Genomic DNA, 23,534 nt, shown 5'->3' on the forward strand with positions numbered 1-23,534 from the left:
TTTGGAGCATGTTCCTGCGGGAACCGTAAAAGCCTTTAACGTTACAGGCAAGTGATTCCCTTGTGCGAAAAGCAATGGAATAAGTCGGGTGGTACCACGCTGTCAGCGTCCCTACATGGTACTTTTTTTATTTTATGGAGGTGTTTTATATGAAAAGAATGCTAAGCGGCATCAAACCAACCGGGCGTTTAACACTCGGAAACTATATCGGAGCCATACGGAATTTCGTAGCTTATCAGGACGATTATGAAATGTATGTCTTCATTGCGAATATGCATGCAATCACGGTTCCACAGGAGCGTGCAGAGCTGAAAAAGAACACAAAGGATTTAATTGCCCTGTACCTGGCTGCCGGACTGGATCCAAAAAAAGCTACCATCTTTTTACAGAGCGATGTGCATGAACATGCGGAGCTTGGATGGATAATGACCTGCAATTCCTATATGGGCGAGCTGCAGCGAATGACACAGTATAAGGATAAGACCGCAAAGGGTGAAACAGGTATTACCGCAGGACTGTTTACGTATCCTTCTTTGATGGCTGCGGATATCCTGCTGTATGATGCGGATTATGTACCGGTAGGTCTGGATCAGAAGCAGCATGTGGAGCTGACCAGAAATCTGGCAGAGCGCTTCAACAACCGTTATGGTGATACCTTTGTCATTCCGGAACCGCTTGTCAGTAAGGTAGGTGCAAAAATTTATTCCCTGCAGGATCCTACAAAGAAGATGTCCAAATCTGAGGAAAATCCAAAGGGTACCATTGATCTGCTGGATGAACCGGCAGTAGCACGAAAGAAAATTATGTCTGCAGTTACTGATTCATTGGGTATCATTCAGTATGACCCCGAACATCAACCGGGTGTTTCCAATCTGTTAACTATCTTATCATCCTTGAATGGGGAAAGCATCGAAAGCATTGTTGAGCGCTATAAAGGTAAGGGCTATGGCGATTTCAAGAAGGAGGTCGGCGCTGCAGTCTTTGATTTCCTGAGTGAGCTGCAGGCAAAGTACAAAGAGATTCTCTCCAGCGGTATGGTGGAAAAGGTTATTACAGAAGGAAATGAAAAAGCAAGACACAGTGCGCACAAAAAGCTGATGAAGGTCAAGAAAAAAGTTGGTTTCCAGCTATTTTAAATAAACGCATTGCTTATAATTTTTCAATTGTTCGAATAAGAAGCATTCCCCGTAATGCTTCTTTTCTCTTCCAGCAGCTTATTTGCTGGTTTTCCTGCTAATGTATGATATGATACATATAGAAGGAGGGGGTTGTATGCATAGCTTATTTCTACGCGAAGTATCAATAGATTGGGATGCTGTTAGCGACTATACGCAACATATTGCGGCACTGCACTCCTTTGACCGGCTAATCTTTCAAAAACAGATTACCTTTTTTACAGGAGAAAACGGCTCCGGCAAATCAACGCTTCTGGAGGCGATTGCTGTTGCTTATGGTTTTAATCCGGAGGGTGGTACCAAAAACTACCGTTTTTATACAAAGGATACGCATTCCTCCCTGCACGAGGGGATTCATTTAAGCCGCGGTTTCTGTCAGCCCTCCTGTTCTTATTTTTTACGGGCGGAAAGTTTTTATAATCTTGCGACCAAGGCTGAGGAGTATGCGTCCATCTATCAGGGAAGAGAACTGCATTCCTGTTCCCATGGTGAGAGCTTTCTATCCTTTATACAAAGCTTTCGGGACATCGGCTTGTTTTTACTGGATGAGCCGGAGGCCGCATTGTCCCCACAGCGCCAGCTGACCCTGCTGATACAGCTGTCAACGATGGCTTGGGAGGGCTCACAGTTTCTCATTGCAACAAACTCTCCGATTTTGCTTGGTATTCCCAATGCACAGATTTTAAGCTTTGATGATGGAATCATTGAAGAAATCACCTATGAGCAGACCGCATCCTATCAGATCACCGAAATGTTTATCAATAACCGTGAGTATATGCTCGACAAGCTGTTACGGGAAAACGAGAAATAAAAAGCGATGAATACAAAACAAGCTGCTACCATACAGCAAAGGAGATGTTGATGATAACACTACGCAAGGTTGACAAACGCAATATCTGGTCCATTGTTCGGCTGAAGGTGCATGATGAACAGCAAAGCTTTGTGGCAACCAATACAGAGAGCATGCTGCAGGCATATACAACGATGACAGAAGGTGGTGTTGCTTTGCCGTTTGGCATCTACGATGAGGAAAGTCTGATTGGTTTTGTCATGTTTGGCTACGGACGACAGGAAGAAAGTGATCCACCGATCGCACAGAATAATTATTCCATTTGGCGGTTTATGATTGATAAAGCCTGGCAGGGAAAAGGACTAGGCAAGCAGGCGCTGCAGACTGCCATTGATTTTGTAAAAACGATGCCCTGTGGTAAAGCAGAGTTCGTATGGCTTTCCTATGAGGCAGAGAATACAGCTGCCCGTGCCTTATATTATGCAGCAGGCTTTCGTGAAAACAACGAGCTGTGTGACGGTGAAACCGTAGCCGTTTTGCGGCTAAAGGAAGCATAGCAGTATGGAAATACAGAAATTTTGGGAATCCTTTCTGAAAGAGGCGCAAGCTTCCCTTTACCACCACGTATCAGGAAGCCTTTCATTTTGAACTGACACAAACGCTTGCGGACAGCCTGCTAAAGCTGGTGCTTGATAACATAAAAAGAGCGACTGCAAGCAGCTTCTATGCATATGAAATACAGCAGGAACGGCTGCCGCAGGTCAATGACTTCAATATTCTGACCGACTGGGCAGGCACTCCCTTCTGTGTGATCAAAACCACAGCCGTTACGATCCTTCCCTTCCATAAGATAACCTTCGCGCTGTGTTTGCGGGAGGGTGAGGACGATACACTGGAATCGTGGCAGAAAACCCATCCTTCCTTTTTCACAAAGGAAGGAAATGCTTTGGGCTATTCGTTTTCTGAGGATATGCCGGTTGTATTCGAGGATTTTGAGGTCGTCTACAGGCGATAGAGAAAAGGGATGCGTCTTTTTGAGGGTTCATTCTCTATTGCTGGTAAACTTAAACAGGGAGATATCAACACGATTGTATTTATCAATAGATTGAGATCTCCCTTTTTCAAACAGACGAAAGTAAGAAAGAACCCTTTTGAGAAGCATCCTTCTCTATGTACATTATCGTCGCACGGCTTCTGTTTGAGAATAGCATGAGCTGGAAACAAGCCATATCAGCGTCAGATATATTATGCATAACAAACAAGGCAGAAGCTGAAACAGCCTCTGCCCTGTATACGATTGGATTAAATTGCACTTAAATTTAATACGCCGAGGAAGTAACAGATCAGCACTGCAACACCTACAACGATTCGATAATATCCGAAGATTTTGAAATCATGGTTGCGGATATAATTCATCAGGAAGCGGATGGCAAACATGGATACCACAAATGCGATAATGCTTGCGACAACGAGCAGTGCAATATTTCCCCCGCTCATGGAGAATCCGTAATGCATGAAGTATTTTAGGAATTTTAATCCGCTGGCACCCGCCATGGCAGGAATTGCCATAAAGAAGGAAAACTCACTGGCCGCAAAACGGGAACACCCCAGAATGGAAGCTCCTAAAATGGTTGCCCCACTCCGTGAGGTTCCGGGAACCAGAGCCGCAATCAGCTGGAACAAACCAATCAGAAAGGCCGTTTGATAGGTGATTTCACCAACCCTACGGTATTTGGGATGATGCTTGGTGCTTTCCAGTACAATAAATCCGATACCGAATACGATCAGTGCAATTGCCACAACAATGGCATTGTTCATATACTTTTCAACATAGTCATTCAGAAAGATTCCGATAATACCGGGAATGGAGGCTACAAGAACATGAAACCACAAATCCCATGTGGAACGTTTTTCACTGATGGATTTTCTTGATGAAAATGGATTCAGCTTATGAAAATACAAAACGCAGACTGCCAGAATGGACCCCAGCTGGATAACAACCAGAAACAATCCCCAGAATGCAAATTCCGGAGTATCCGGTTTGGCCAGTGATGAGCTCATCGGAAAGAAGCTGTTGAACAGAATCATATGCCCGGTGCTGCTGACAGGAAGCCATTCCGTAATCCCCTGAATGATTCCCAGCAGAACCGCTTTTATCATATCAAATAGAAACATAGTGTAATCTCCTTTTTTTCATTCTTTACCATTGTAAACCACACGGAGGTAAAGCACAACCTTTCCCCTTGAAAAAACAATAACAATTGTGTAAGAAATAAGCTTTTTTCAGGACCAAAACAGCTAGGGCGTATGCATAAGCTCCTTTTTCAGACCTATGCCTGCAGCCACTTTCTTACCATTTCCTTAAACAGGGCACCGCGCACCTCATAGTTTGGAAACTGGTCATAGCTCGAGCATGCCGGTGACAGCAGGACGATATCCTGTTCCTTACTGTTCGCAACTGCCGCATCCAGTGCCTCCTGCATGGTTTCCACAACCTGAACACAGGAGAAGATATCCTGAAACTGCGGTCCGGTTTCTCCAAAAGCCACACACAGCTTGACGCGTTCATCATACTGCTTCAAATCTTCAAAGCTGATGCCCTTGTCATGCCCGCCGGCAAGCAGAATGATGTTTTTATCAAAGGAGTTCAATGCCGCAGCAACCGCATGGGTATTGGTTGCCTTGGAGTCATTGTAAAATTTTACACCGTTTTTCTCTCCGATATATTCCAGACGATGCTCCACCGGCGAAAAGGCGGCAATCGCCTTTTGAATATCAGAAACGGATACGCCCAGCTTATAGGCCATGCAGGATGCAATCATGGCATTGGACAGATTATAGTCGCCGACGACATGAAAGTTTTTTTCTTCAAACAGCGCAAGCTCATGCAGATATACCGTACCGTCTTTACGATACAAATCAACATCCTGACGTGTCAGGGAAAAATCAATCACTTTACATGGAATATGCTGCGCATACTGCATGACGGTTGCATCATCCACATTGCGCAGGAACCAGTCATCCTCTGTACAGTTCTCATAAATGCGCATTTTGCTTTCATAATAGGATTCCACACTCGGCATATAGTCCAGATGATCCGGTGCGAGGTTGCATACCACGCTGACATGCGGCGCAAAGTGTTCAATGCCCAGCAGCTGAAAATTACTCAGCTCCAAGGCGACATCCTTTTCTTCATCTTCATAAGCAAGCGCAAGCTCACTCAGCGGCCAGCCGATGTTGCCGGCTACGATTGCCTTATGGTTATATTTCAGCATTTCATACAGCATGGTGGTGATGGTTGTTTTTCCATTCGTCCCCGTCACAGCACCATACTTGAATTTTGTCGCATACCGGTAGCCGATTTCCACCTCTGTCAGAATCTTCACCTTGTGCTCCACAAAGTAGCGGACAAAGGGAACCGTGTATTTGATCCCCGGATTTTTCACAACGAAGGCATAGTTTTCGCGCTTTAGTTCTTCCGGATGTCCCTTTTCAAACACATGAATGCCCAGGGTCTGCAGCTCTTCCAGCTCACGGATCGCATTCATATCCGTAATCGTAACATCATAGCCATGCCGCTGTAACAGCTTTGCGACCGCAACACCGCTTTTTGCGGCTCCAATTACCAGTACATGTTCCTTCATATTACATTACCCCCAGCCATAAGCCAAGTGCCGCAAGGACAACACCGATGCTCCAGAACATCAGCACCACCTGTGTTTCCTTCATACCGCCCAGCTCGAAATGATGATGCAGCGGTGCCATCCGAAACACCCGCTTCTTTGTCGCCTTATAGCTTGTTACCTGAATGACGACAGACAGCAGCTCCATGACGAAGACACCGCCGATCACCACCAGCAGCAGCTCCTGCTTTAAAATCATGGCGCTTGCCGCAAGCAGACCGCCGATTGCCAGGGAGCCGGTATCCCCCATAAAGATTTTAGCCGGATGCACATTAAAGCGCAGATACCCAAGCAGCGAACCGCATACCGCCAAAAGCAGCATTGCCAGATCCTTATTTCCCTGCAGCAGGGCAAATATCACAAAGGGCGCAATCGCAATGATGGAGGTTCCGGCACACAGGCCATCCAGACCATCCGTCAGATTGACGGCATTGGATTCACAGGTGAACATAAAGAAGATCAGTACAAAATACAGAATTCCCAGCTCCAGTGAAATATGAACAACCGGAAGAATCAGCGTCGTTTCCGCAATGGAGCGGTAGAACAGATAAAATACGACCGCCAGCACGGACTGCATCAGAAACTTCACAGATGGTTTCAGACCGTCATTGTTCTTTTTCACGACGATCAGGAAATCATCAATGAATCCGATGAGGGCATAGCCCAGATAAGCCAGTACACAGATCAGCATTTCCCCTGAGAAAAAAGCCTTGTAGTCCAGAACCAGCATAACCAGAATCGGGACACTTACAAATACCAGTCCTCCCATCGTCGGGGTTCCCGTTTTCGCCATATGGCTCTGCGGTCCTTCCTTGCGGATGCTCTGTCCGAATTTAATTTTATGTAGAAACGGAATGAGCAGCGGCATTACCACCAGGGTTGCCACCAGACTGATTCCGAATGCAAGCAGATATTTTATTTCCAAAGTAGTTCCTCCTTAGCTAGACGTTCCTTTACGCAGGATCGATCAGAAAAGGGATATTCTTGTCCGAAAGCCGTGATGGTTTCCTCGCTCCCTTTTCCAGCGATTATTATTATATCACTATTTTGTGCTACTTTGATAGTATGTTTTATCGCAAAGTAGCGATTTTCGAAGACTGCTGCGTTGGGAAAGCTCTCACATTTCATGTCGGCAAGGATACGGTCTACACTTTCCCCTCTTGGATTATCACTCGTGAAAACGGCAAGATCACTGTATTTTGCGGCAATGGCAGCCATGGCAGGACGCTTGGTGCGATCCCGTTCTCCTCCACACCCCAAGATGGTCAGAATCCTTCCTTTTTTTACAGAATTGGCAAAGACCAGCAGCTCTTCGACCGCGGCTGCAGTATGTGCATAGTCGATCCAGATGGTGAATCCGCCAACCTCCATAACCTCCATGCGACCGCTGACCGGCAGCAGCTTCTCACAATCCTTACGCAAGCGCTCATAGGAAAAGCCCAGTCGATGGACAACCACAATTGCCTCTGCCAGATTGTATACGTTCACCATACCCAGCAAACGGGCATGAAAATCATAGCCCTGCAGGCGAAAGGAAAGGTCATGATCACTAAGTTCCACATGATGCAGCGGAAAATGTGCTGCCTGCATACCGATGCTGATACAGGCATGCTGGGCAAGGTTGACCAGCTCCTGCATATAGCTGAGGTCACTGTTGTACACAATGGTTCCCTGCGGCTTCAGATAGCGGCGCAGCTTGAATTTGGTATAGCGGTAATGCACTCTGGTCAGGTGATAATCCAGATGATCCTGTGTGATATTCGTATATACGATATCATCAAAATGCAGAAAGCTGATGCGGTTTTGATCAATGGCATGTGAGCTGACCTCCATGACAACATGGGTAATCTTCTCATCGTGCGCTCTCCTGAAATAGTTTGCCAGCTGAAAACAGCCCGGAGTGGTGTTGTGAATTTCAATGACCTCATCCGGATAGCGTACACTCCCGGTGCCGATCTGCAGAACCCGGCATCCTTCCATCTTCAGCAGCTGGGAGATGATGCTGGCAACACTTGTTTTTCCATTGGTTCCCGTAATGCCGATCACATGCAGACGGGTACATAAATCCCCATAGTACAGCTCCAGCAATGCCTGTGTAATGCGCTCTACATGCGGTGTGTAGTAGACATGCTGCATAGGCAGCATCTGATCGCACAGCACCACTGCCCCCTTGTCCAGCGCCTCCTGTAAAAACGCCGCTCCATCATATAGGCTTCCTTTGCGGCAGACAAAGAGCCAGTCCTTTTTTACGTCGCGGGTATCATCACTGATTCCCTGCAGGATACGCGCATCCTCACAGTCGATATGCAGCAGTGCAAACAACTCATTTAACCTTATCATTTCCAAGATAAATCCAAACCTCCCCTCCCTCAGCACTGAGTGTGGTGCCTGCTTCCGGCATCTGTTCCATTACCGTATCGCCGCTGCCGATAAAGGTAAAGGTGACACCCTCCTGCGCTACATCCTTTTTCTTCTTTCCTCTAAAATCCTGCACCTTGATATTTTCCGTTTCCGGCCAGACCAGCTTCTTCGGAATCTGTTCCTCCGCCTTTTTCACGCCGAGATAGGGCAGAATATCCTCATAGCAGGCCTTTGCGACCGGCGCAATGACCGTTCCACCGTACAGTACGTCATTCTGCGGACTGTCTGCCGCAATATACAGCACGATCTGCGGATCATCAATCGGTGCCGCACTCAGAAAGGACAGAATGTAGTTACTGGTGGAATACACACCGTTTTCCGCAATCTGTGCCGTACCGGTCTTACCACCGATTTTATAGCCCTCGGTATATGCCGGCTTACCGCCGCCGTTGGCGACAACACTTTCCAATGCATAGCGCATCTTCTTGCTGGTATCCTCACTGATCACCTTGCGTTTTGCTGTCGGCTTATATTCCAGTATTGCATCATGGGTAATCGGGTCGTTGATGCTTTTGGTGATATACGGCGTATACAGGGTTCCGCCGTTGATGATGGCAGAGAAAGCGGTAACCAGCTGAATCGGTGTGACACTCAGCCCCTGTCCAAATGCAACCGTCGCCTGTTCCAGCTCTCCCATCGCACTTTTCTTAAACATGATGCCCTTGCTTTCTCCGGGCAGATCAATGCCCGTTTTTTCACCGAAGCCGAATTTTTTTACAAAGTCATATTCATTGTCCAGTCCCATACGCCTCGATATTTCCACAAAGCCGGGATTGGAGGAATTTTCCAGCACCTGCAGGAAGGTCTGCTGCCCATGACCTCCCGCCTTCCAGGATTTGATACGGGCACCGCCGACCATTTCATAGCCGCGGTCGTAATACGTATCCTTAAACATATCAAACAGCTTCAGCTCCAATGCAGAAGCGAAGGTTACGGATTTAAAGGTGGAGCCGGGCTCATAGCTCTTCCAGATTGGCAGATTGCGGTTATATACATCACTGGAATAATCCTTGTAATGATTCGGATCGAAGTCAGGCTTACTGACCATGGCCAGAATTTCCCCGGTATTCGGATTCATCGCCAGAGCCAGTGCGGATTTCGGCTTATAGCGCTTGACCAGATTGTTCAGCTCCCGCTCCACGATATCCTGAATATTGGAATCAATGGTCAACTGTACATCCATCCCTCTGCCCGGTGCCTCATAGCTTTCCTTATATAATTCAACATTATGCCCCTTGGCATCAAACGGGATATTCAAAGCACCGCTTTTCGCAGACAAAATATCATTATACTGCAGCTCCAGACCTGCCAACCCCTGATTATCGATACCGGTAAATCCCAGCACCTGTGCAAGATAGTTATTATTCGGATAGTTGCGCAGGGAATCCTGCACCAGATAAACGCCTGGTAAATCCATCGCCTCCAGCTTGCGCGCCTTATCATCGCTGATCAAACGTCCCTCCGGCTGCAGCTTCTGGGTGCTGACATGCTTGGTGATGGTAGACAGGATTTTTTTCTTATCCGCCTGTAATACATCTGCCAGCTGCTGGGCTGTCTTGTCGGCATCCTGTATCTGGGCAGGTACGACCATCACCGATGTACTTGGAATATCATGTGCCAGAACATTTCCGTTTTTATCCAGAATGGAGCCGCGCAGACCCGCTACGGTAAAGTCACGCTCCCACAGGCTCAGGGCTTTTTCCATAATATCGGTATGATGAAAGATCTGTTCATAACCGAGCTTGCCCAGTATACAGCAAAAAATAAGAATGCAGCAGAGAAAGATAGTGGATATTCTCGTTTTGACCTTTCCTCGAATCATACCGGATCACCTCAATCCATCGTATGAAATCAAGTTCGGTTTTATGATGGAAATCATGCGCAAGCCCTGGCTTCATTCCTAGGATTCCCTTTTTGCAGCAGTGCTCAGTAAATAATATTTTTTTGTTGACTCTCACGCTGCGTGATACTGTATGATGAAAGAGAAGATATGGTAAGCATTGGCGCGCGCAAAGTAAAATGACTTACGTATCGAAGACAGGAGTGGTACCATGAAAACAGTGAAAGAGGTCGCAGCGCTGACAGGCATCAGTGTCAGGACCCTGCAATATTATGATGAAATCGGCGTATTCAAACCAACGTCACTTACGGAAGCAGGCTATCGCCTGTATGATGAGGAAGCATTGAAAACCCTGCAGCAGATTCTGCTCTTTCGGGAGCTGGATTTTCCGCTGAAGGAAATCAAACGCATTATGACACAGAAGGAATACGATCAGGAAGAAGCATTTCAGAAGCAGAAGGCTTTGCTGATCAAGCGGCGGGATCGGTTAGATCGTCTGCTATCGCTGCTCGATAAATTAGAGAAGGGAGAATCCTGTATGGAATTTGAAGATTTTAAGCTGCAGAGCTACCTGCAGCTGCTGGAGCAATTTAAAGCTGAGCATACCGAGGAAATTATGCAGCAGTGGGGCAGCATTGCCGCCTTTGATGACATTATCGCCCATATACGCGAGCATGAAGCGGATATCGCAAAAACCGCAGTTGAATACTATGGAAGCACTGCGGCGTATACTGATGCCATGAAGTACAATCTGGAGCATTTTTCAGAGATTATGGAAAAGCTGGAACATATCAGGCAGCAGAATTATGGAAAACGTAATCAACAGCTCATGGAGAAACTGCTGCAGGATACCACACGTGACCCCGCATCCGCACAGGTGCAGCAGATCATTTACGACATGCAGCATCTGATACCGGAAGAGGAAGCCTGTGGCAGTAATCCAGGTATGCATCAGCAAAAGCTGCTGATTGACAGCTACCTGCACAATGAAGCGTTGATACAGCAGACGGATCAGCGCTATGGCAGGGGAGCATCCAGATTCATGGGAAAAGCGTTGCGCATCTATTTTGACAAGGAGGATGCGGCAAAAAAACAGAGATGAAGAAACAGGCAATGAGAAAGGCAAAGGAATGCATAAAAGCCACAGGAACTAACAAAAGCCCTGTGGCTTTTATGCATTCTTTAATCAAACAACGTATGCAAGCAAGACTGCAATATGCAAATGGCTGTGCTGGATGACGATATCGCGGATTCCTCTGCATGGGAACACAGCTATTGGAATAACAAAAAGAATGTGTAGAGAATATCCGAATCGTGTCGGTGCAGATGCTGATTATGAGGAGAAGAAGCATTCTTAAGGATGCGCAAGGGTATACGCAAACATCATTTCTCAGAACTTCATGCGTTGTATTGCAGTGACAGAACCGGCAGTGAATGCAGAGCTGTTGCAGCATAGGAAAATGAATAAATTAGCTTTATCACCTGTTTTTTTATGATATGATATAGGTGATAGAAGAACCATTCCAAGGAGGCGCATACTATGAAAATAACAGCTGCTACAACCGCAAATCTAATGGCGATCACCGTGTTTGCTCCCTGTGAAAACGATACTTGTATATTCAGCTGAAAACAAACTCAACCGTGAGAAATAACAAACAAGCAACACAAAGAAAAAAGCCATTAGCTGCCAAGGATGAGCAAGAGAAACTAATAAAAGAAAAATTTACTGAGGAGGAGGTAAAAGAGCTGTTAAAGGAAGGATTCACCATGGAACAAATAGCATATGTGGCAAAAGATAAAATAAAAGGTGATAAACAGTGCAGAATCATAGGTATAATTTTTGATATCCTTACATGGTTTATTCCGGTTTTTAAATAAGCTAAGCCAGGACACCCGCATGAAATATACCAAAGAGGCTGTTGTTCCAATGCCGGTTATACAACCGTGCTCGTAAAGAAAAGCATGTAAATGATGTACCCCTACGATAATTTGATATCCATTATTTTTAAGGAAGCTTATGTAAGCTTCCTTTTGCGTGCAAGAAGTAAAGCAGCGCGATCATGTTATCCTCTGCTTTTATCTTCCGGATACTTTCTTTATAAGGACATGCTTAAGAGGCATGTGGCATCCTCGTTCGATACATACCACAAGCAGGCAAACGGTTAAGAAATCACACTCTGGGAAGCACCTTTGGTATAGGGGCTCCTGCTCCAGTCAACGGGTTGTGGGAATATGGCGAAACTGTATGGTAAGCTTACACATAATTCTTCACATCCCTATTCCAAAGAAGCTCTTTCTATCCTTGTTCAAGCTGCCCGATTTGAGATTGAAGACAGCCCTGTATACGACTTTTCCTTATGAGTCATAGGTTATCAATTTCTATGCACAGGGTATCCTGACTTTGAATTATGCACACTGGATACACAGCATGCATTAACCGGAATACTTTTTTACGTATACCGTTCCAGCTGTATTTTCATGCGTATCCTTACCTCTGTTTTTCATCCGCAAGTCCGCAGCGTTTTTCATACATCTGTACAGAAATAAGATACAGCATCAGATCGAACAGGAAGACAACCGCCAGAGTTAAAAGATTGATCGGCAGCAGTGTTTTTGTTCGCATAACCCGTTCAATGGCATGAATGATGAACACACTGGAAATAGCTGTCAGCAGCAGCGGCATGATATAGGTGAAGCCCAATTCCCTGTGGATGGCTTTTTTCATGTCTTGTTTCGATATGCCGATATTTTTCAGAATCTGACAGCGGCCATAATCATCATCCGCATCGTTGCAGGTTTTCATAAAGATCACACCACCGCAGGAAACGACGAAGACTAGAAACATGAAGACGCAGGCAGCGTACATAACGCGGACAAATGCCAGATCATCATTTTCGGGATCGACCCCCATAGCTGAAATCTGTTCATCACACAGCGGTGCCAATGTCTTGCGAAGCTCTTTGATATCGACGGCGGTATCCATCTGCACCATTTGCATATGCATATATTGTGTTTTTTCATTGATAACAACCTGATAGTCCTCATCATTCAGAATGATGAAGTTCATATTGTTTTGCATGATTCCAAAATAATACTCCTCACTCTTTTCCTGAATGTGGATAGAGCGTCGAGGAAAGGGAACGATATCCTCTACCTCATCAGCCATGGAAATCAGATATTTCTTTGATAGACAAAGACCGTTTCCCGGCTTCGGTTCCCTGGCGAACACCTGTTTATGAATGCTTTTACAATATGTCTCATAGTCTGTATAGGAAAGCACCATATCTGTATAGATCAGATGGTTTTCATCCTCATAGGTATACGGAAAGCCCTGCAGCACTGCCTGATATTCCATGTTTCCAAAAGCCGCTGCGGCTTTGTTAAGGTCTTCTGTCGGAATGGGCTGTGTACTGAGCAGAATATAGGAGAATTGTCCTTCCCCTGCCGCCATGGCGTCATAGCGCTGCTTAAAGGCCAGCCCTGCATTCAGAGCACTGACGGAGCACAGCATCATAATGGTTACGATAGCATAGGTACGATAATTTTTCTTTACGCGAAACACCAGATTGTTGATCCATAATGTCCGCTGCTTTCGATAAAGAAAACCCTTTTTGATGGAAAGCTGCTGTAAAAGATAGGGAAACAGCGAACGATACAGGCCGTATACACCGGCAATGACCAGAACAACAGCAAGCAGCATATAGCTGAAGCTGTCCATTTCCCCAATCTGCATAGCACAGAAGTATCCGCCAATCAGCAGGATGGAAAAGAGAAGAGAAGAAAGCAAAGCACGAAGCCCTGTTGCCCTTACCACCTCACGCTGACGGGTTGCCTCCAGCATATCCCTGATGCTTGTCTTTATGATAGAAAAATACCCTTTTATGGCAAGTAGCAAATATAAAATGAGAAAGGCTGCGGCACATTGCAGAGCGGATACGAAGGAAAACTGCATGGAAATATCCGCTTCCATACCACTCAGCTGAAAAAACAGCATGGCAAACAGCTTAAAGAATACAACACCTGCACCAATACCGGTCAATACGGCACTCAAAGCAGCCAACAGCATTTCCAGCGTAAACATACGGGAGATTTCTTTCTGATCCAGTCCCATGAAAATAAAGGTCCCCATTTCCTTCTTCCGCAAATTCAAAAACACGTTGGTCGCATACCAGAGAAAGCAGAAGACGAAAAACAGCAGCACGACAATCATAGAGACCAGAATCATATCACTGAACTCCTGATTCTTTTTTCCCATGATTTCCAGCAGTCCGGAATCCATTAAGGCAAGAAAGTCATACAGGATAAAGGCGCTGAAGGAAAGAGACAGAATATAGGACAGATAGAACCGGATATTGCGTTTGAAATTCGCAATACTCAGACGCAGTATCTGCATGTTAGTCACCTCCCATGGAAGCGAGCAGCTGCAGGATGCGCTCATAGAATACCGAACGCTCTGCATCCGCATGAAGCGTTGTAAATATCTCTCCATCCTTCAGTATAAACACCTTGCGGGCGTAGCTGGCACTGAAGGCATCGTGTGTGACCATCAGAATCGTCGCATTGCGCTCCTCGTTGATTTCCTTCAGGCTGCATAAAAGCTCACGGCTGCTTTTGGAATCCAGTGCACCCGTCGGTTCATCCGCAAACACGATGCGGGGATTGCGAATCAGTGCACGTGCAGCGGCTCCACGCTGCTTTTGACCTCCGCTTAGCTGATGCGGATACTTTTCCAAATGCCCCTCCAGATGAAACAGCCCTGCCATTTCCTGCACACGCTGCTGTATGTTTTTTGCCTTCTCGTTGGATAATGAAAGCGGCAGGGCAATATTGTCCATCAGCGTCATATTATCCAGTAGATTGTAATCCTGAAAGATAAAGCCGATGTGTTCCTTTCGAAGCTTTGCCAGCTTTTCATTGCGAATGGCTGTCAGCTCCTGTCCATCCAGTATAATGCTGCCCTGTGTCGGCTTGTCGATCGTACTCAGCAGATTCAAAAGCGTACTCTTCCCCGCCCCGCTGGGACCCATAACCGCGATGAAATCCCCTTCCTCAATATCCAGTGACAGATTATTCAGTACTGTCGTTCTTACCTCTTTTTTTCCATAGATTTTCGACAGATTTCTTATTTTCATGATTTCATTCATCTTCAGATTCCTCCTTACAGGTTAAGCATACCATGCCCGTGATAGTAAAATCCTTACCACAGGATGACAGTTTTTATACATAACCTTACAAATCTGTCAGATGAAAAAAATCGCCGTCATGGGAAAAGGTAATCTGTATATCCGTATAGTCCTGTTCACGAGAGGTGATGGTAACCGTATGTCCCAAAAGGTCTGCAATCTTGCGCACAAAATACAGACCCATCCCCGTCGAACGATAGGCACCATTGCGTTGATTTCTTCCCGTATACCCCCGTTCAAACACCGCTGAAAGCTCCTCCTGACGAATTCCAATGCCATTATCTCGAACGTGCAGAACAGCATATTCCCTTACTTCACAGAAAAAGGTAAGCACGGGGTGCTCTTTGTGGTATTTGACAGCATTGGATATCAGCTGATCCAGCATATAGACAAGCCATTGTTCATCACTGAGGACAAGGATATCCACAGAATCCTCGATTTGAATTTCAAAGCCCTCGTGAATCAGAAAATAGGAAGCATTTTTCACAGCGCTTTGAATGGCTTTTTTCAATTCTATTTTCATAATGCTGCGATCCCCTGCCGGCATCCAGGCTTTGGCGGTGCACAGCATCATATGCAGCTGACGCTCCATTTTCTCCAGCTGCTTTTGCATATCCTTCTGCAAGGCGGCATCGGTATTTCGCTCATTCATCATTCGCAGGGCAGCCAGCGGCAGCTTTATTTCATGCGACCAGCGAGATATGTAGTCCTGCAGCTCCTGCTGCTGCATATAATGCTCCTTTTGTTCCCTGAGGTATTCCTGCTCATTATGTGCAAGCACCGTTTGCAGTTCTCCGGTATCATCCAGCTCCTCACTCAGTACATAGGAGGCTGTCTGCATCGCGTTTTGCCAACCTTCTGTCTTTTTTAACCATCGATACCAATCGGACACCGTACACACTCCAATCACCACGAGCAGCATGAAATCCGCATAAAGCAGTTCGGACAGCTCCATTTTTACAGAGGAAAGCCAGAGAAAATACAGATGGTAAATGATCAGCAACGCTAACAGGATACAAATGCATAAACGCCTGTCCTTCAGCCAGCCCTTCATATCAGCAGATACCCCTGTTTCTTGCGTGTCTGTATCAAATCCTCATCACTGTACAACCGCAGCTTTGCCTTTAAGCGTGAAATGCCGGTAGTCAAGGAGCCATCCGATATAAATTCATCCGTACTCCAAATCTGCATCATCAGCTCCTCACGGCTTACGATACTGCCACGGTTTCGAGCAAGAATCTGCAAAATCTTATGCTCTGTCCTGGTCAGCACAATCTCCTGTGAACCATACTGCAGCACTCCTTTGTCAAGATCGTAGCAAAGAGATTCATGCAGTACAATTACGGTATGTCCGACATATTCATAGCTCCTTCGCAAAAGCGCCTGCAGCTTCGCCATCAGCAGGGGTAAAGAGAAGGGCTTTTGCAGATAATCATCGCCACCGCTCATCATCGCCATAATTTTATCCTGATCCTGATCCCTGCTGGATATGAACAAAATTGGAAGCATGGAACATCTGCGGATGGTTTCACACCAGTAAAAGCCGTCATAGTATGGGAGATTGATATCCAGCAACAGAAGGTCCGGCTTCAGCTGTGCTAGCGTTTCTGCGATTTGCTGGAAATCCTGCACGGTATCCACGGTAAAGTCCCAGCGTGTGCAGGCCATTTGTATTTCTCTTGCCAATGCCTCATCATCCTCGGCTATCAGAATTTTCATACGATTCCTTCTTTCTCTTCTTTAGCGTATTTTCTTTTCTTTATTATACCTGAAGAACACGATCGGGTATCTATCAGTTTTGTCATGTAACCGGTAAACACCGCAGTGCTGCCATGCTGTGTAAGGTTGTATTTTCAGGAGTTTCACATCCCTTCAGCGAGCAATTCCACCAGTATCTCGTCGTCATATTTTTGCACGTGCAGCTGATGAAAAAAGAAGAACAGCACATCTATCAGCTTCTATCGCCTTCTAAAGTACGTATAACAGTTAAAACAAAGAAAAGGTGAATTTCCTATCAGGCTGTAAAGCATCATCGGAAATGTATAAAAAAGAAGATGACAAGCATTCGCTTTGTATCATCCTCTTATTCATCCAAGTTTCATGACTCGCTGTCCCAAGTACGCACTCCTGCTATCATAATCATTTTATAGGATTGTAAAGTCTTATTCCATATTACATTTTTCCTGCTTTATCGGGAGGCCTTGTGTATTCCCTGCTTTCATCCTGTATCCGCCGCTATCCGCTCTTTGACACTCGCATTAATTCATTGTCACCTGAATCACAGTATCCTTATTGATCGCCTTTCCTGCTTTTATATTCTGCGAAGCAACCATTCCGGTTCCATCCATTTCCACAGCGATATGTGTCAGCTTCCAGAATGCGGTGATGTCCTTTTTCGTCCAGCCTGTCATATCCGGCATCGTTAAGCGGCCGCCATTACTGAGAAGGAATACTCTCTGATTGGAAATGATGGTTTCCTTTGGCTGTGGAAACTGTTCCATAACCTCACTGCCATCCCCGATGATAATCTGCTCCGTATGCGTGTCCTTCAGCTTATCCAATGCATAGGAAAGTGAATGATTTCTCAGTACGGGCATTTGCGTTTCTCTGAAACCCTTATATGCTTTCTCTTCATTCAGGGACGCTTTATCGGTAGTGATGTTGGCTGCGACCAACGCTGAGCGCATGACCTCTTTCGCAGGTTCTCTGTCATAGTTCAGATAATCACTCGCCTGAAATGCATAGTAGACCATCACCTTGGGATTCTTTGCAGGAGCTGCCATCATAATGGAATTCGTATACAGACTGCGATCATAGCCTTGCTTGCCATACACCTGTCCGGTACCGGTCTTCGCTATGATATCCACATCCTCCATCCGGTACATTCTTGCCGTTCCATCCTTATCATCCACAACCCGCTTCATCAGCTTTTGTATATAGGCGCTTGTTTTTTCTGAAATCGGCTTCCCCACCGCCTTTGGTTCATATTGCTTCACGACGGTTCCGTTGGAACGCTCGATGCGATCCACCACATAGGGCCGCATCATGGTGCCGTCATTGAAAATAGCAGAAAACGCCTGTGCCATCTGTAAAGCATTGACATTGATTGCCTGTCCAAAGCCGGTGGAAAGCTTTTCCAATGCATAGGTAAACTGCATTTCTCCGGGCTTATTGCTGAGATAAGGGGTATCCACCGATTTCAGAAAGCCGAATTTTTCAAGATATTCCTTATAGATCGATGGCTCCATATAGCTTGCCAGTAGCTCACAGATACCGATGTTGCTCGATAACACAAAGCCCTTGTCAAAGCTGATCGTCCCGTGCTTGTATTGCTCGGCATCATAGATTGCCTGATCATTCGCATTATTCGTACGATGGATGTTTCCCTTGCTGTCCTCCACAAAATGATACACATCACTGTCAAAGGTTTTGTTATAGGGATAATGTCCGCTGTCTACCGCCGCTGCGTAGGTGATGCCCTTCATGACAGACCCCGGCTCATATAAAAAATCAGAAGGAAGATCCACATAATCCTTAATATCATCCCGGCTGTTCAGATTAAAGGACGGTGAGGAAGCCCAGCCCAAAATCTTACCGGTTTTTACCTCCATGACAATTCCCCAGCCGCGAACACCGCCGCTTGTCTTCTTTACACTTTTATCCAGTGAGCTCTGCAGGGTCAGCTGCACATTGCGATCCAGTGTCAATACGACATTATCGCCATCCTTCGCATAGGCCTTTGTATATTCTGTACCCGGCAGTGGGTTGCCATCCGCATCCTTCTGATATTCCTTACTGCCATTGGTACCACTCAGCTCCTCATACAGCGCTGCTTCCAGACCGATTTGTCCGGTGATTTTCTTTTTTGCTTCATCATATTGTGCAAAGCCAAGCAGATGCGAGGCAAAGACACTGTTGGGATAGGTTCTTTTCACACTGCTCTGAAATTCTATGCCCGGCAGCTTTAAGGCTGCTATACTTTCCTTGACACTGTTGGAAAGATATTTCCCCTTTTCTCCGAATTCGGTCTGATACATATTCGAATCTCTGGCATCCTGCAGCTTTTTACGAAGAAAGGCCTCCTCCAGACCGAGCTTGGGTGCAAGCAGCCTTGCTGTTTTATCAATGTCCTGCACATAAGCGGGTCGATTACCGATATCCTTTCTGGTCTTGCTTAGAACAGCAATGATTGTATATGTATCCTCATCCTTTGCAAGAATTTCTCCGCTGCGGTCCAGAATGCTTCCCCTTTTGGCCTTTAAAACCTCGGTTTTTACGATATCGCCATCCTTATATTCTTTAACATTCATTCCGGTACGAAAATGTCTGGCGGAGGTCATGGTATATAAAACATTGGATAAAATTAACAGCGTAATGCATCCCATAGCCATCATCATCATTACCAGTGTTCGGTTGCTTCTCTTCATCTACACTCCCCCTTTACAGGAAATGGCCCCTTAACAGGTGCCACTTCCACTATTCCATCTTAACTTTAATAACGGTATCCTTATTGATTGATTTTCCCGTTTTGATATTCTGTGAGGTCACCCTGCCGGTACCGCTCATTTCAACCTCGATATGCGTCAGCTCCCAGAATGCGGTGATATCCTTCTTTGTCCAGCCTTTCATATCCGGCATGGTGATTTTGGAGCCATCTGTCAGAATAAAGACATTCTGATTGGATATAATGGTTTCTCCCACCTTCGGATACTGCTTGATAACACTGGAGCCGTTTCCGATGATGACCTGACTGGTTGCGGTTCCCTCCAGCTTTTCCTTCGCATAGTCAAGAGAATGATTCAATAAAGAAGGCATATCGGACTGCTTAAAATCCTTATATGTTTTCTGTCCATTATTCGATTCCCCGTCACTGGTGATGTTTGCCGCTACCAGAGCAGAGCGCATGACTTCCTTCATCGGCTCTCTGTCATAGCTGAGAATATCACTTGCCTGAAATGCATAATACACCATGACCTTCGGATCATCCGCCGGTGCCGCCATCATGACAGAGTTGGTGTACAGGCTGCCGTCATAGCCGTTTTTCCCCGCAACCTCGCCGGTTCCTGTCTTGGCAATGATTTCCACATCATTCATTTTATAGGGAGCTGCCGTACCATCCTTATCATATACGACCCGTTTCATCAGCTTTTGCATATACTTGCTTGTTTTCTCTGAAATCGGCTGACCTGCTATCGTTGTGTCATACTGCTTTACAATCTTGCCATTCGCATTTTCAATACGGTCGACAACAAACGGCTCCACCATTTTCCCATCATTGAAGATTGCGGAATACGCCTGTACCATCTGCAGGGCATTAACACTGATTGCCTGTCCAAAGCCGGTGGAGAGCTTCTCCGATGCATAATTAAAGAAAATCGTACCGCCTCTATTATTTAAGAATGGCGAATTCACCGGCTTCAAAAAACCAAATTTATCAAGATATTCCTTATAGATTGAGGGATCCATATACTTTGTCAAAAGCTCACAGATTCCAATGTTGCTGGACAATACAAAGCCCTTATCAAAGGTAACCGTGCCGTGATTCTTACCCAATGCATCATATATAGTTAAATCCGAATTACTTGTTCGATAGATTTTCCCCTTGGAGTCCTCCACGAAATGGAAGGCTCCGGAATCAAAGGTCTCATTATACGGATACTTCCCGCTGTCGATGGCCGCAGAATACGTTATCCCCTTCATAACAGACCCCGGTTCATACAGATAGTCTGATGGAAGGTCTATGTAATCCTTCATATCCCGTTTATTCAAATCAAAGGAAGGAGAGGATGCCCAACCGAGGATTTTCCCTGTTTCCACCTCCATGACAATGCCCCAGCCACGGACTCCGCCTGCTGTTTTTTTCACACTCTTATCCAGTGAATTCTGCAGGGTCTGCTGGACATTGCGATCCAGTGTTAAAACGACATTGTTCCCATCCGTCGCATAGGTCTTCGTATATTTGGTACCCGGCAACAGGTTTCCGTCTGCATCCTGCTGATACACCTCCAGACCGTCCTTACCGCTTAGATATTTATTTAACGCAGACTCCAGCCCCATTTTGCCAACCATTGTATTCTTTTCTTCATCAAACTGCGCATAGCCGATCAGATGAGAAGCAAATACGCTGGATGGATAATACCGTTTTACCGATTCTTCAAAGGAAATACCCGGCAGCTCCAGCGCCTCGATGCTCTCCTTTACCTCCTTGGTAAGATTTTTCCCCTTATCCCCGAGCTCTGTCTGATACTGATTGTTTTTTTGTGCCCTTGTCAGTGTATCAACAATATCCTTCTCGTCCATGCCCAGCTTCGGGGCAAGCAGTCTGGCCGTCTTGGTGATATCCTGTACATAGGCAGGCTTGTTGCCGATTCCCTTACGATTCTTGTTCAGGTATGCAATCAGCTTGTAGGTATCCTCATCCTGCGCAATTACCTCGCCGTTCCGATCATAAATCGTACCGCGCTTTGCCTTCAGGACATTGCTGCTGGAAATGTCGGGATCCTTGTATTCCTTTACATTGGTACCGGTACGCAGATGCTTCTGTGTCACCATAGTAAAAAGGACATTGGATAAAATAACTACCCCAATGATCCCTATCATCAACAGCATATATATTAATGTTCGATTACTTCTTTTCGGGTTCATATCATCACGCCTTTGTTATTTCTTTTCATCTTTATCTACAACAACAACGTTGTCCTGATTCGTTTTGATCCCCTCTTTTTCAGCCATTCCAAGTACGCGGTCGCGATCCTCCAGCTTTGTGATATCCGCCTCCAGATTTGCCACGTCCTCTTTTAATGTGTTTGCCTTCTGCTCGCTTTCCTGTGCCTTCAGCTGAAGCGTTATGTTATAGGATTTCAGTGCAAACTTGGCACCGAAGTATCCGAAAATCGACAGTGTTAAAAGCAGTGTCGCAAGTCCTTCTATACGCAGTCTTCTTTTTCTTTTCACTATTTTCGCCTTCGCCATGTTCATCACCTGATCCTTTCTATACATCTTAGCTTTGCGGAATGAGAGCGCATATTTTCCCTCAGCTCCTCTTCCGTAGCGGTTATCGGCTTTTTATTGAGAAGCCGATACGGTGCAGCTTCCATATCCTGCGGCAGGATCGGAATGCGCTTATCATATTGCTTCGGCTTGCTGCAGGAGGCAAAGGTATCCTTTACGATCCGATCCTCCAGCGACTGAAAGCTGATGACACACAGCCTTCCTCCGACATGGAGAAGCTCCAGTGCATCCCGCAGCACCAGCTGCAGCTCCCCCAGCTCATCATTCACGGCAATACGAATTGCCTGAAACACCTTTTTTGCCGGGTGTCCCTTCTTATTCAGCACCTTCGCAGGCAGTGCGGATTTAATGACATCCACCAACGCAAAGGTTGTTTCAATCGGTTTTACTACTCTTGCTTTTTCAATTTTTCTGGCAATCTGCTTCGCAAAGCTTTCCTCACCAAACTGAAAAAAGATGCGTACAAGCTCCTGGTACTCCCACTCGTTCACCACCTGATAGGCACTGAGCTTCTGGCTCTGATCCATCCGCATATCCAGCGGTGCATCAAAGCGGTAGCTGAAACCGCGCTGTGCTTCATCAAACTGCGGTGAAGATACGCCCAGATCCAGAACCATACCATCGATGCCGGTAACGCCGCGTGCTGTTAATTCACGCTTCAGATTTGAAAAATTACTATGTATCAGGGTTACATTATTGCCAATCTGCGCAAGCCGTTCCCTGGATTCCTCGATAGCAGAGGCATCACGGTCAAAGGCATATAAATGCCCCTGCGGTATCCGTGCGAGTATTTCCGCGCTGTGACCGCCTCGTCCCAGCGTACCGTCCACGTAGATTCCATCGCTATGAATTGCCAGATTGTCAATGCTCTCCTGCAGTAATACGCTGTAGTGTTTCATCATATCATAAACTCCGTTAAGCTCTCGGCTATGTCTTCAAAGGCGTCGTTTGCTTCCTCATCCACCGGCTCCCAGCGTTCTCTGGACCAGATTTCCACGTGATTGGCAGCACCGATCACCATGCATTCCTTCACAAGCTCTGCCAGCTTCACAAGGGGAGAGGGAATCAGTACACGACCCTGTGCATCAATTTCACATTCAGCGGCCTTGCTTGTCATCATTCGGACAAACATACGGGCATCCTTCTTCGTTGAAGGCAGCTTCATCAGCTGCTCATAGATGGTCTCCCACTGCTCTTTTGTGTAAACAGCCAGACAGCCGTCCAGCCCGCGTGTGATGATGACATGATCTCCCAGCTCCTCACGAAACTTTGCAGGAATGATGATACGCCCTTTTTTATCAATATTATGTGCGTATTCACCCATGAACATGCCCTTCACCTCCACTATCTACCACTTTCTGCTACTTTATACCACCATTATACCCTCTGGCTATGGTTTTGTACATAAAGAATTAAAAAAATTAAGGATTT

Annotated in this window: 20 protein-coding genes; 6 read left to right on the forward strand and 14 right to left on the reverse strand. The window is 46.0% G+C overall.

Annotation, left to right across the window (positions count from 1 at the left end):
• Positions 1-149: 149 nt before the first annotated feature.
• From trpS to ACG3M1_RS15135, 4 genes are all read left to right on the forward strand, one after another.
• Entirely contained in the window at positions 150-1,136 is a 987-nt protein-coding gene (gene trpS / locus ACG3M1_RS15120; protein WP_009270693.1) for a tryptophan--tRNA ligase, read from the forward strand.
• A 136-nt stretch (positions 1,137-1,272) separates the two neighbouring features.
• Positions 1,273-1,986, forward strand: a complete 714-nt coding sequence (locus tag ACG3M1_RS15125; protein WP_008817666.1) for an AAA family ATPase — start codon at positions 1,273-1,275, stop codon at positions 1,984-1,986.
• A 50-nt stretch (positions 1,987-2,036) separates the two neighbouring features.
• On the forward strand, positions 2,037-2,522 hold the full coding sequence (locus ACG3M1_RS15130; RefSeq protein WP_009270694.1) for a GNAT family N-acetyltransferase: 486 nt from the start codon (positions 2,037-2,039) through the stop codon (positions 2,520-2,522).
• A gap of 128 nt (positions 2,523-2,650) precedes the next feature.
• Complete coding sequence (locus ACG3M1_RS15135) at positions 2,651-2,980, forward strand: ASCH domain-containing protein (RefSeq protein ID WP_242406541.1); 330 nt, start codon at positions 2,651-2,653, stop codon at positions 2,978-2,980.
• 287 nt (positions 2,981-3,267) lie between these two features.
• Here ACG3M1_RS15135 and ACG3M1_RS15140 read toward each other — a convergent pair whose 3' ends face one another.
• The 5 genes from ACG3M1_RS15140 to ACG3M1_RS15160 form a co-directional block, all read right to left on the reverse strand.
• A complete protein-coding gene (locus ACG3M1_RS15140) occupies positions 3,268-4,140 on the reverse strand; it encodes an undecaprenyl-diphosphate phosphatase (RefSeq protein ID WP_008817670.1) in 873 nt (290 codons plus the stop codon).
• Positions 4,141-4,295: 155 nt separating this feature from the next.
• Positions 4,296-5,609: a UDP-N-acetylmuramoyl-L-alanine--D-glutamate ligase gene (gene murD, locus ACG3M1_RS15145; protein WP_009588219.1), complete on the reverse strand. Its 1,314-nt coding sequence runs from the start codon at positions 5,607-5,609 to the stop codon at positions 4,296-4,298.
• Between the two features lies 1 nt (position 5,610).
• Positions 5,611-6,573: a phospho-N-acetylmuramoyl-pentapeptide-transferase gene (mraY, locus tag ACG3M1_RS15150; protein ID WP_002610019.1), complete on the reverse strand. Its 963-nt coding sequence runs from the start codon at positions 6,571-6,573 to the stop codon at positions 5,611-5,613.
• Entirely contained in the window at positions 6,564-7,988 is a 1,425-nt protein-coding gene (locus ACG3M1_RS15155) for a UDP-N-acetylmuramoyl-L-alanyl-D-glutamate--2,6-diaminopimelate ligase (protein ID WP_050783712.1), read from the reverse strand. The genes mraY and ACG3M1_RS15155 overlap by 10 nt, the downstream gene beginning before the upstream one ends.
• The gene (locus ACG3M1_RS15160) at positions 7,972-9,891 is read right to left on the reverse strand and encodes a penicillin-binding transpeptidase domain-containing protein (RefSeq protein WP_002610016.1); all 1,920 of its coding nucleotides are present in this window, start codon (positions 9,889-9,891) and stop codon (positions 7,972-7,974) included. Before ACG3M1_RS15160 ends, ACG3M1_RS15155 begins: the two co-directional genes overlap by 17 nt.
• Before the next feature lie 229 nt (positions 9,892-10,120).
• On the opposite strand from ACG3M1_RS15160, the gene ACG3M1_RS15165 reads away from it, so the two are divergent.
• Positions 10,121-11,011 carry a MerR family transcriptional regulator gene (locus ACG3M1_RS15165; protein WP_257363425.1) on the forward strand — a complete coding sequence of 297 codons (891 nt, stop codon included), beginning with the start codon at positions 10,121-10,123 and terminating at the stop codon, positions 11,009-11,011.
• Positions 11,012-11,550: 539 nt separating this feature from the next.
• On the forward strand, positions 11,551-11,787 hold the full coding sequence (locus ACG3M1_RS15170; protein WP_035303444.1) for a hypothetical protein: 237 nt from the start codon (positions 11,551-11,553) through the stop codon (positions 11,785-11,787).
• Between the two features lie 610 nt (positions 11,788-12,397).
• Here the strand turns inward: ACG3M1_RS15170 and ACG3M1_RS15175 are convergent.
• The 9 genes from ACG3M1_RS15175 to mraZ all read right to left on the reverse strand — a co-directional run bounded on the left by ACG3M1_RS15175 (position 12,398) and on the right by mraZ (position 23,433).
• Positions 12,398-14,302, reverse strand: coding sequence for an FtsX-like permease family protein (locus ACG3M1_RS15175; RefSeq protein WP_009270698.1), 1,905 nt, complete (start codon positions 14,300-14,302; stop codon positions 12,398-12,400).
• A 1-nt stretch (position 14,303) separates the two neighbouring features.
• Positions 14,304-15,053 carry an ABC transporter ATP-binding protein gene (locus tag ACG3M1_RS15180; RefSeq protein ID WP_009270699.1) on the reverse strand — a complete coding sequence of 250 codons (750 nt, stop codon included), beginning with the start codon at positions 15,051-15,053 and terminating at the stop codon, positions 14,304-14,306.
• A gap of 85 nt (positions 15,054-15,138) precedes the next feature.
• Positions 15,139-16,146 (reverse strand): sensor histidine kinase, encoded by a 1,008-nt coding sequence (locus tag ACG3M1_RS15185; RefSeq protein ID WP_008817676.1) that lies wholly within the window; start codon positions 16,144-16,146, stop codon positions 15,139-15,141.
• Complete coding sequence (locus ACG3M1_RS15190) at positions 16,143-16,811, reverse strand: response regulator transcription factor (RefSeq protein ID WP_008817677.1); 669 nt, start codon at positions 16,809-16,811, stop codon at positions 16,143-16,145. Before ACG3M1_RS15190 ends, ACG3M1_RS15185 begins: the two co-directional genes overlap by 4 nt.
• 539 nt (positions 16,812-17,350) lie before the next feature.
• Positions 17,351-19,519, reverse strand: coding sequence for a penicillin-binding protein (locus ACG3M1_RS15195; RefSeq protein ID WP_009270700.1), 2,169 nt, complete (start codon positions 19,517-19,519; stop codon positions 17,351-17,353).
• A 49-nt stretch (positions 19,520-19,568) separates the two neighbouring features.
• Positions 19,569-21,737, reverse strand: coding sequence for a penicillin-binding protein (locus tag ACG3M1_RS15200; RefSeq protein WP_142419913.1), 2,169 nt, complete (start codon positions 21,735-21,737; stop codon positions 19,569-19,571).
• 15 nt (positions 21,738-21,752) lie between these two features.
• A complete protein-coding gene (locus ACG3M1_RS15205; protein ID WP_009588214.1) occupies positions 21,753-22,064 on the reverse strand; it encodes a hypothetical protein in 312 nt (103 codons plus the stop codon).
• A gap of 5 nt (positions 22,065-22,069) precedes the next feature.
• Positions 22,070-23,005: a 16S rRNA (cytosine(1402)-N(4))-methyltransferase RsmH gene (rsmH, locus tag ACG3M1_RS15210; RefSeq protein WP_395814294.1), complete on the reverse strand. Its 936-nt coding sequence runs from the start codon at positions 23,003-23,005 to the stop codon at positions 22,070-22,072.
• Positions 23,002-23,433: a division/cell wall cluster transcriptional repressor MraZ gene (gene mraZ / locus ACG3M1_RS15215; RefSeq protein WP_008817682.1), complete on the reverse strand. Its 432-nt coding sequence runs from the start codon at positions 23,431-23,433 to the stop codon at positions 23,002-23,004. Before mraZ ends, rsmH begins: the two co-directional genes overlap by 4 nt.
• Positions 23,434-23,534: the final 101 nt, after the last annotated feature.

The organism is Clostridium sp. 10cd*, from assembly GCF_044336395.1.
GTDB classification, from domain to species: domain Bacteria; phylum Bacillota_I; class Bacilli_A; order Erysipelotrichales; family Erysipelotrichaceae; genus Clostridium_AQ; species Clostridium_AQ innocuum.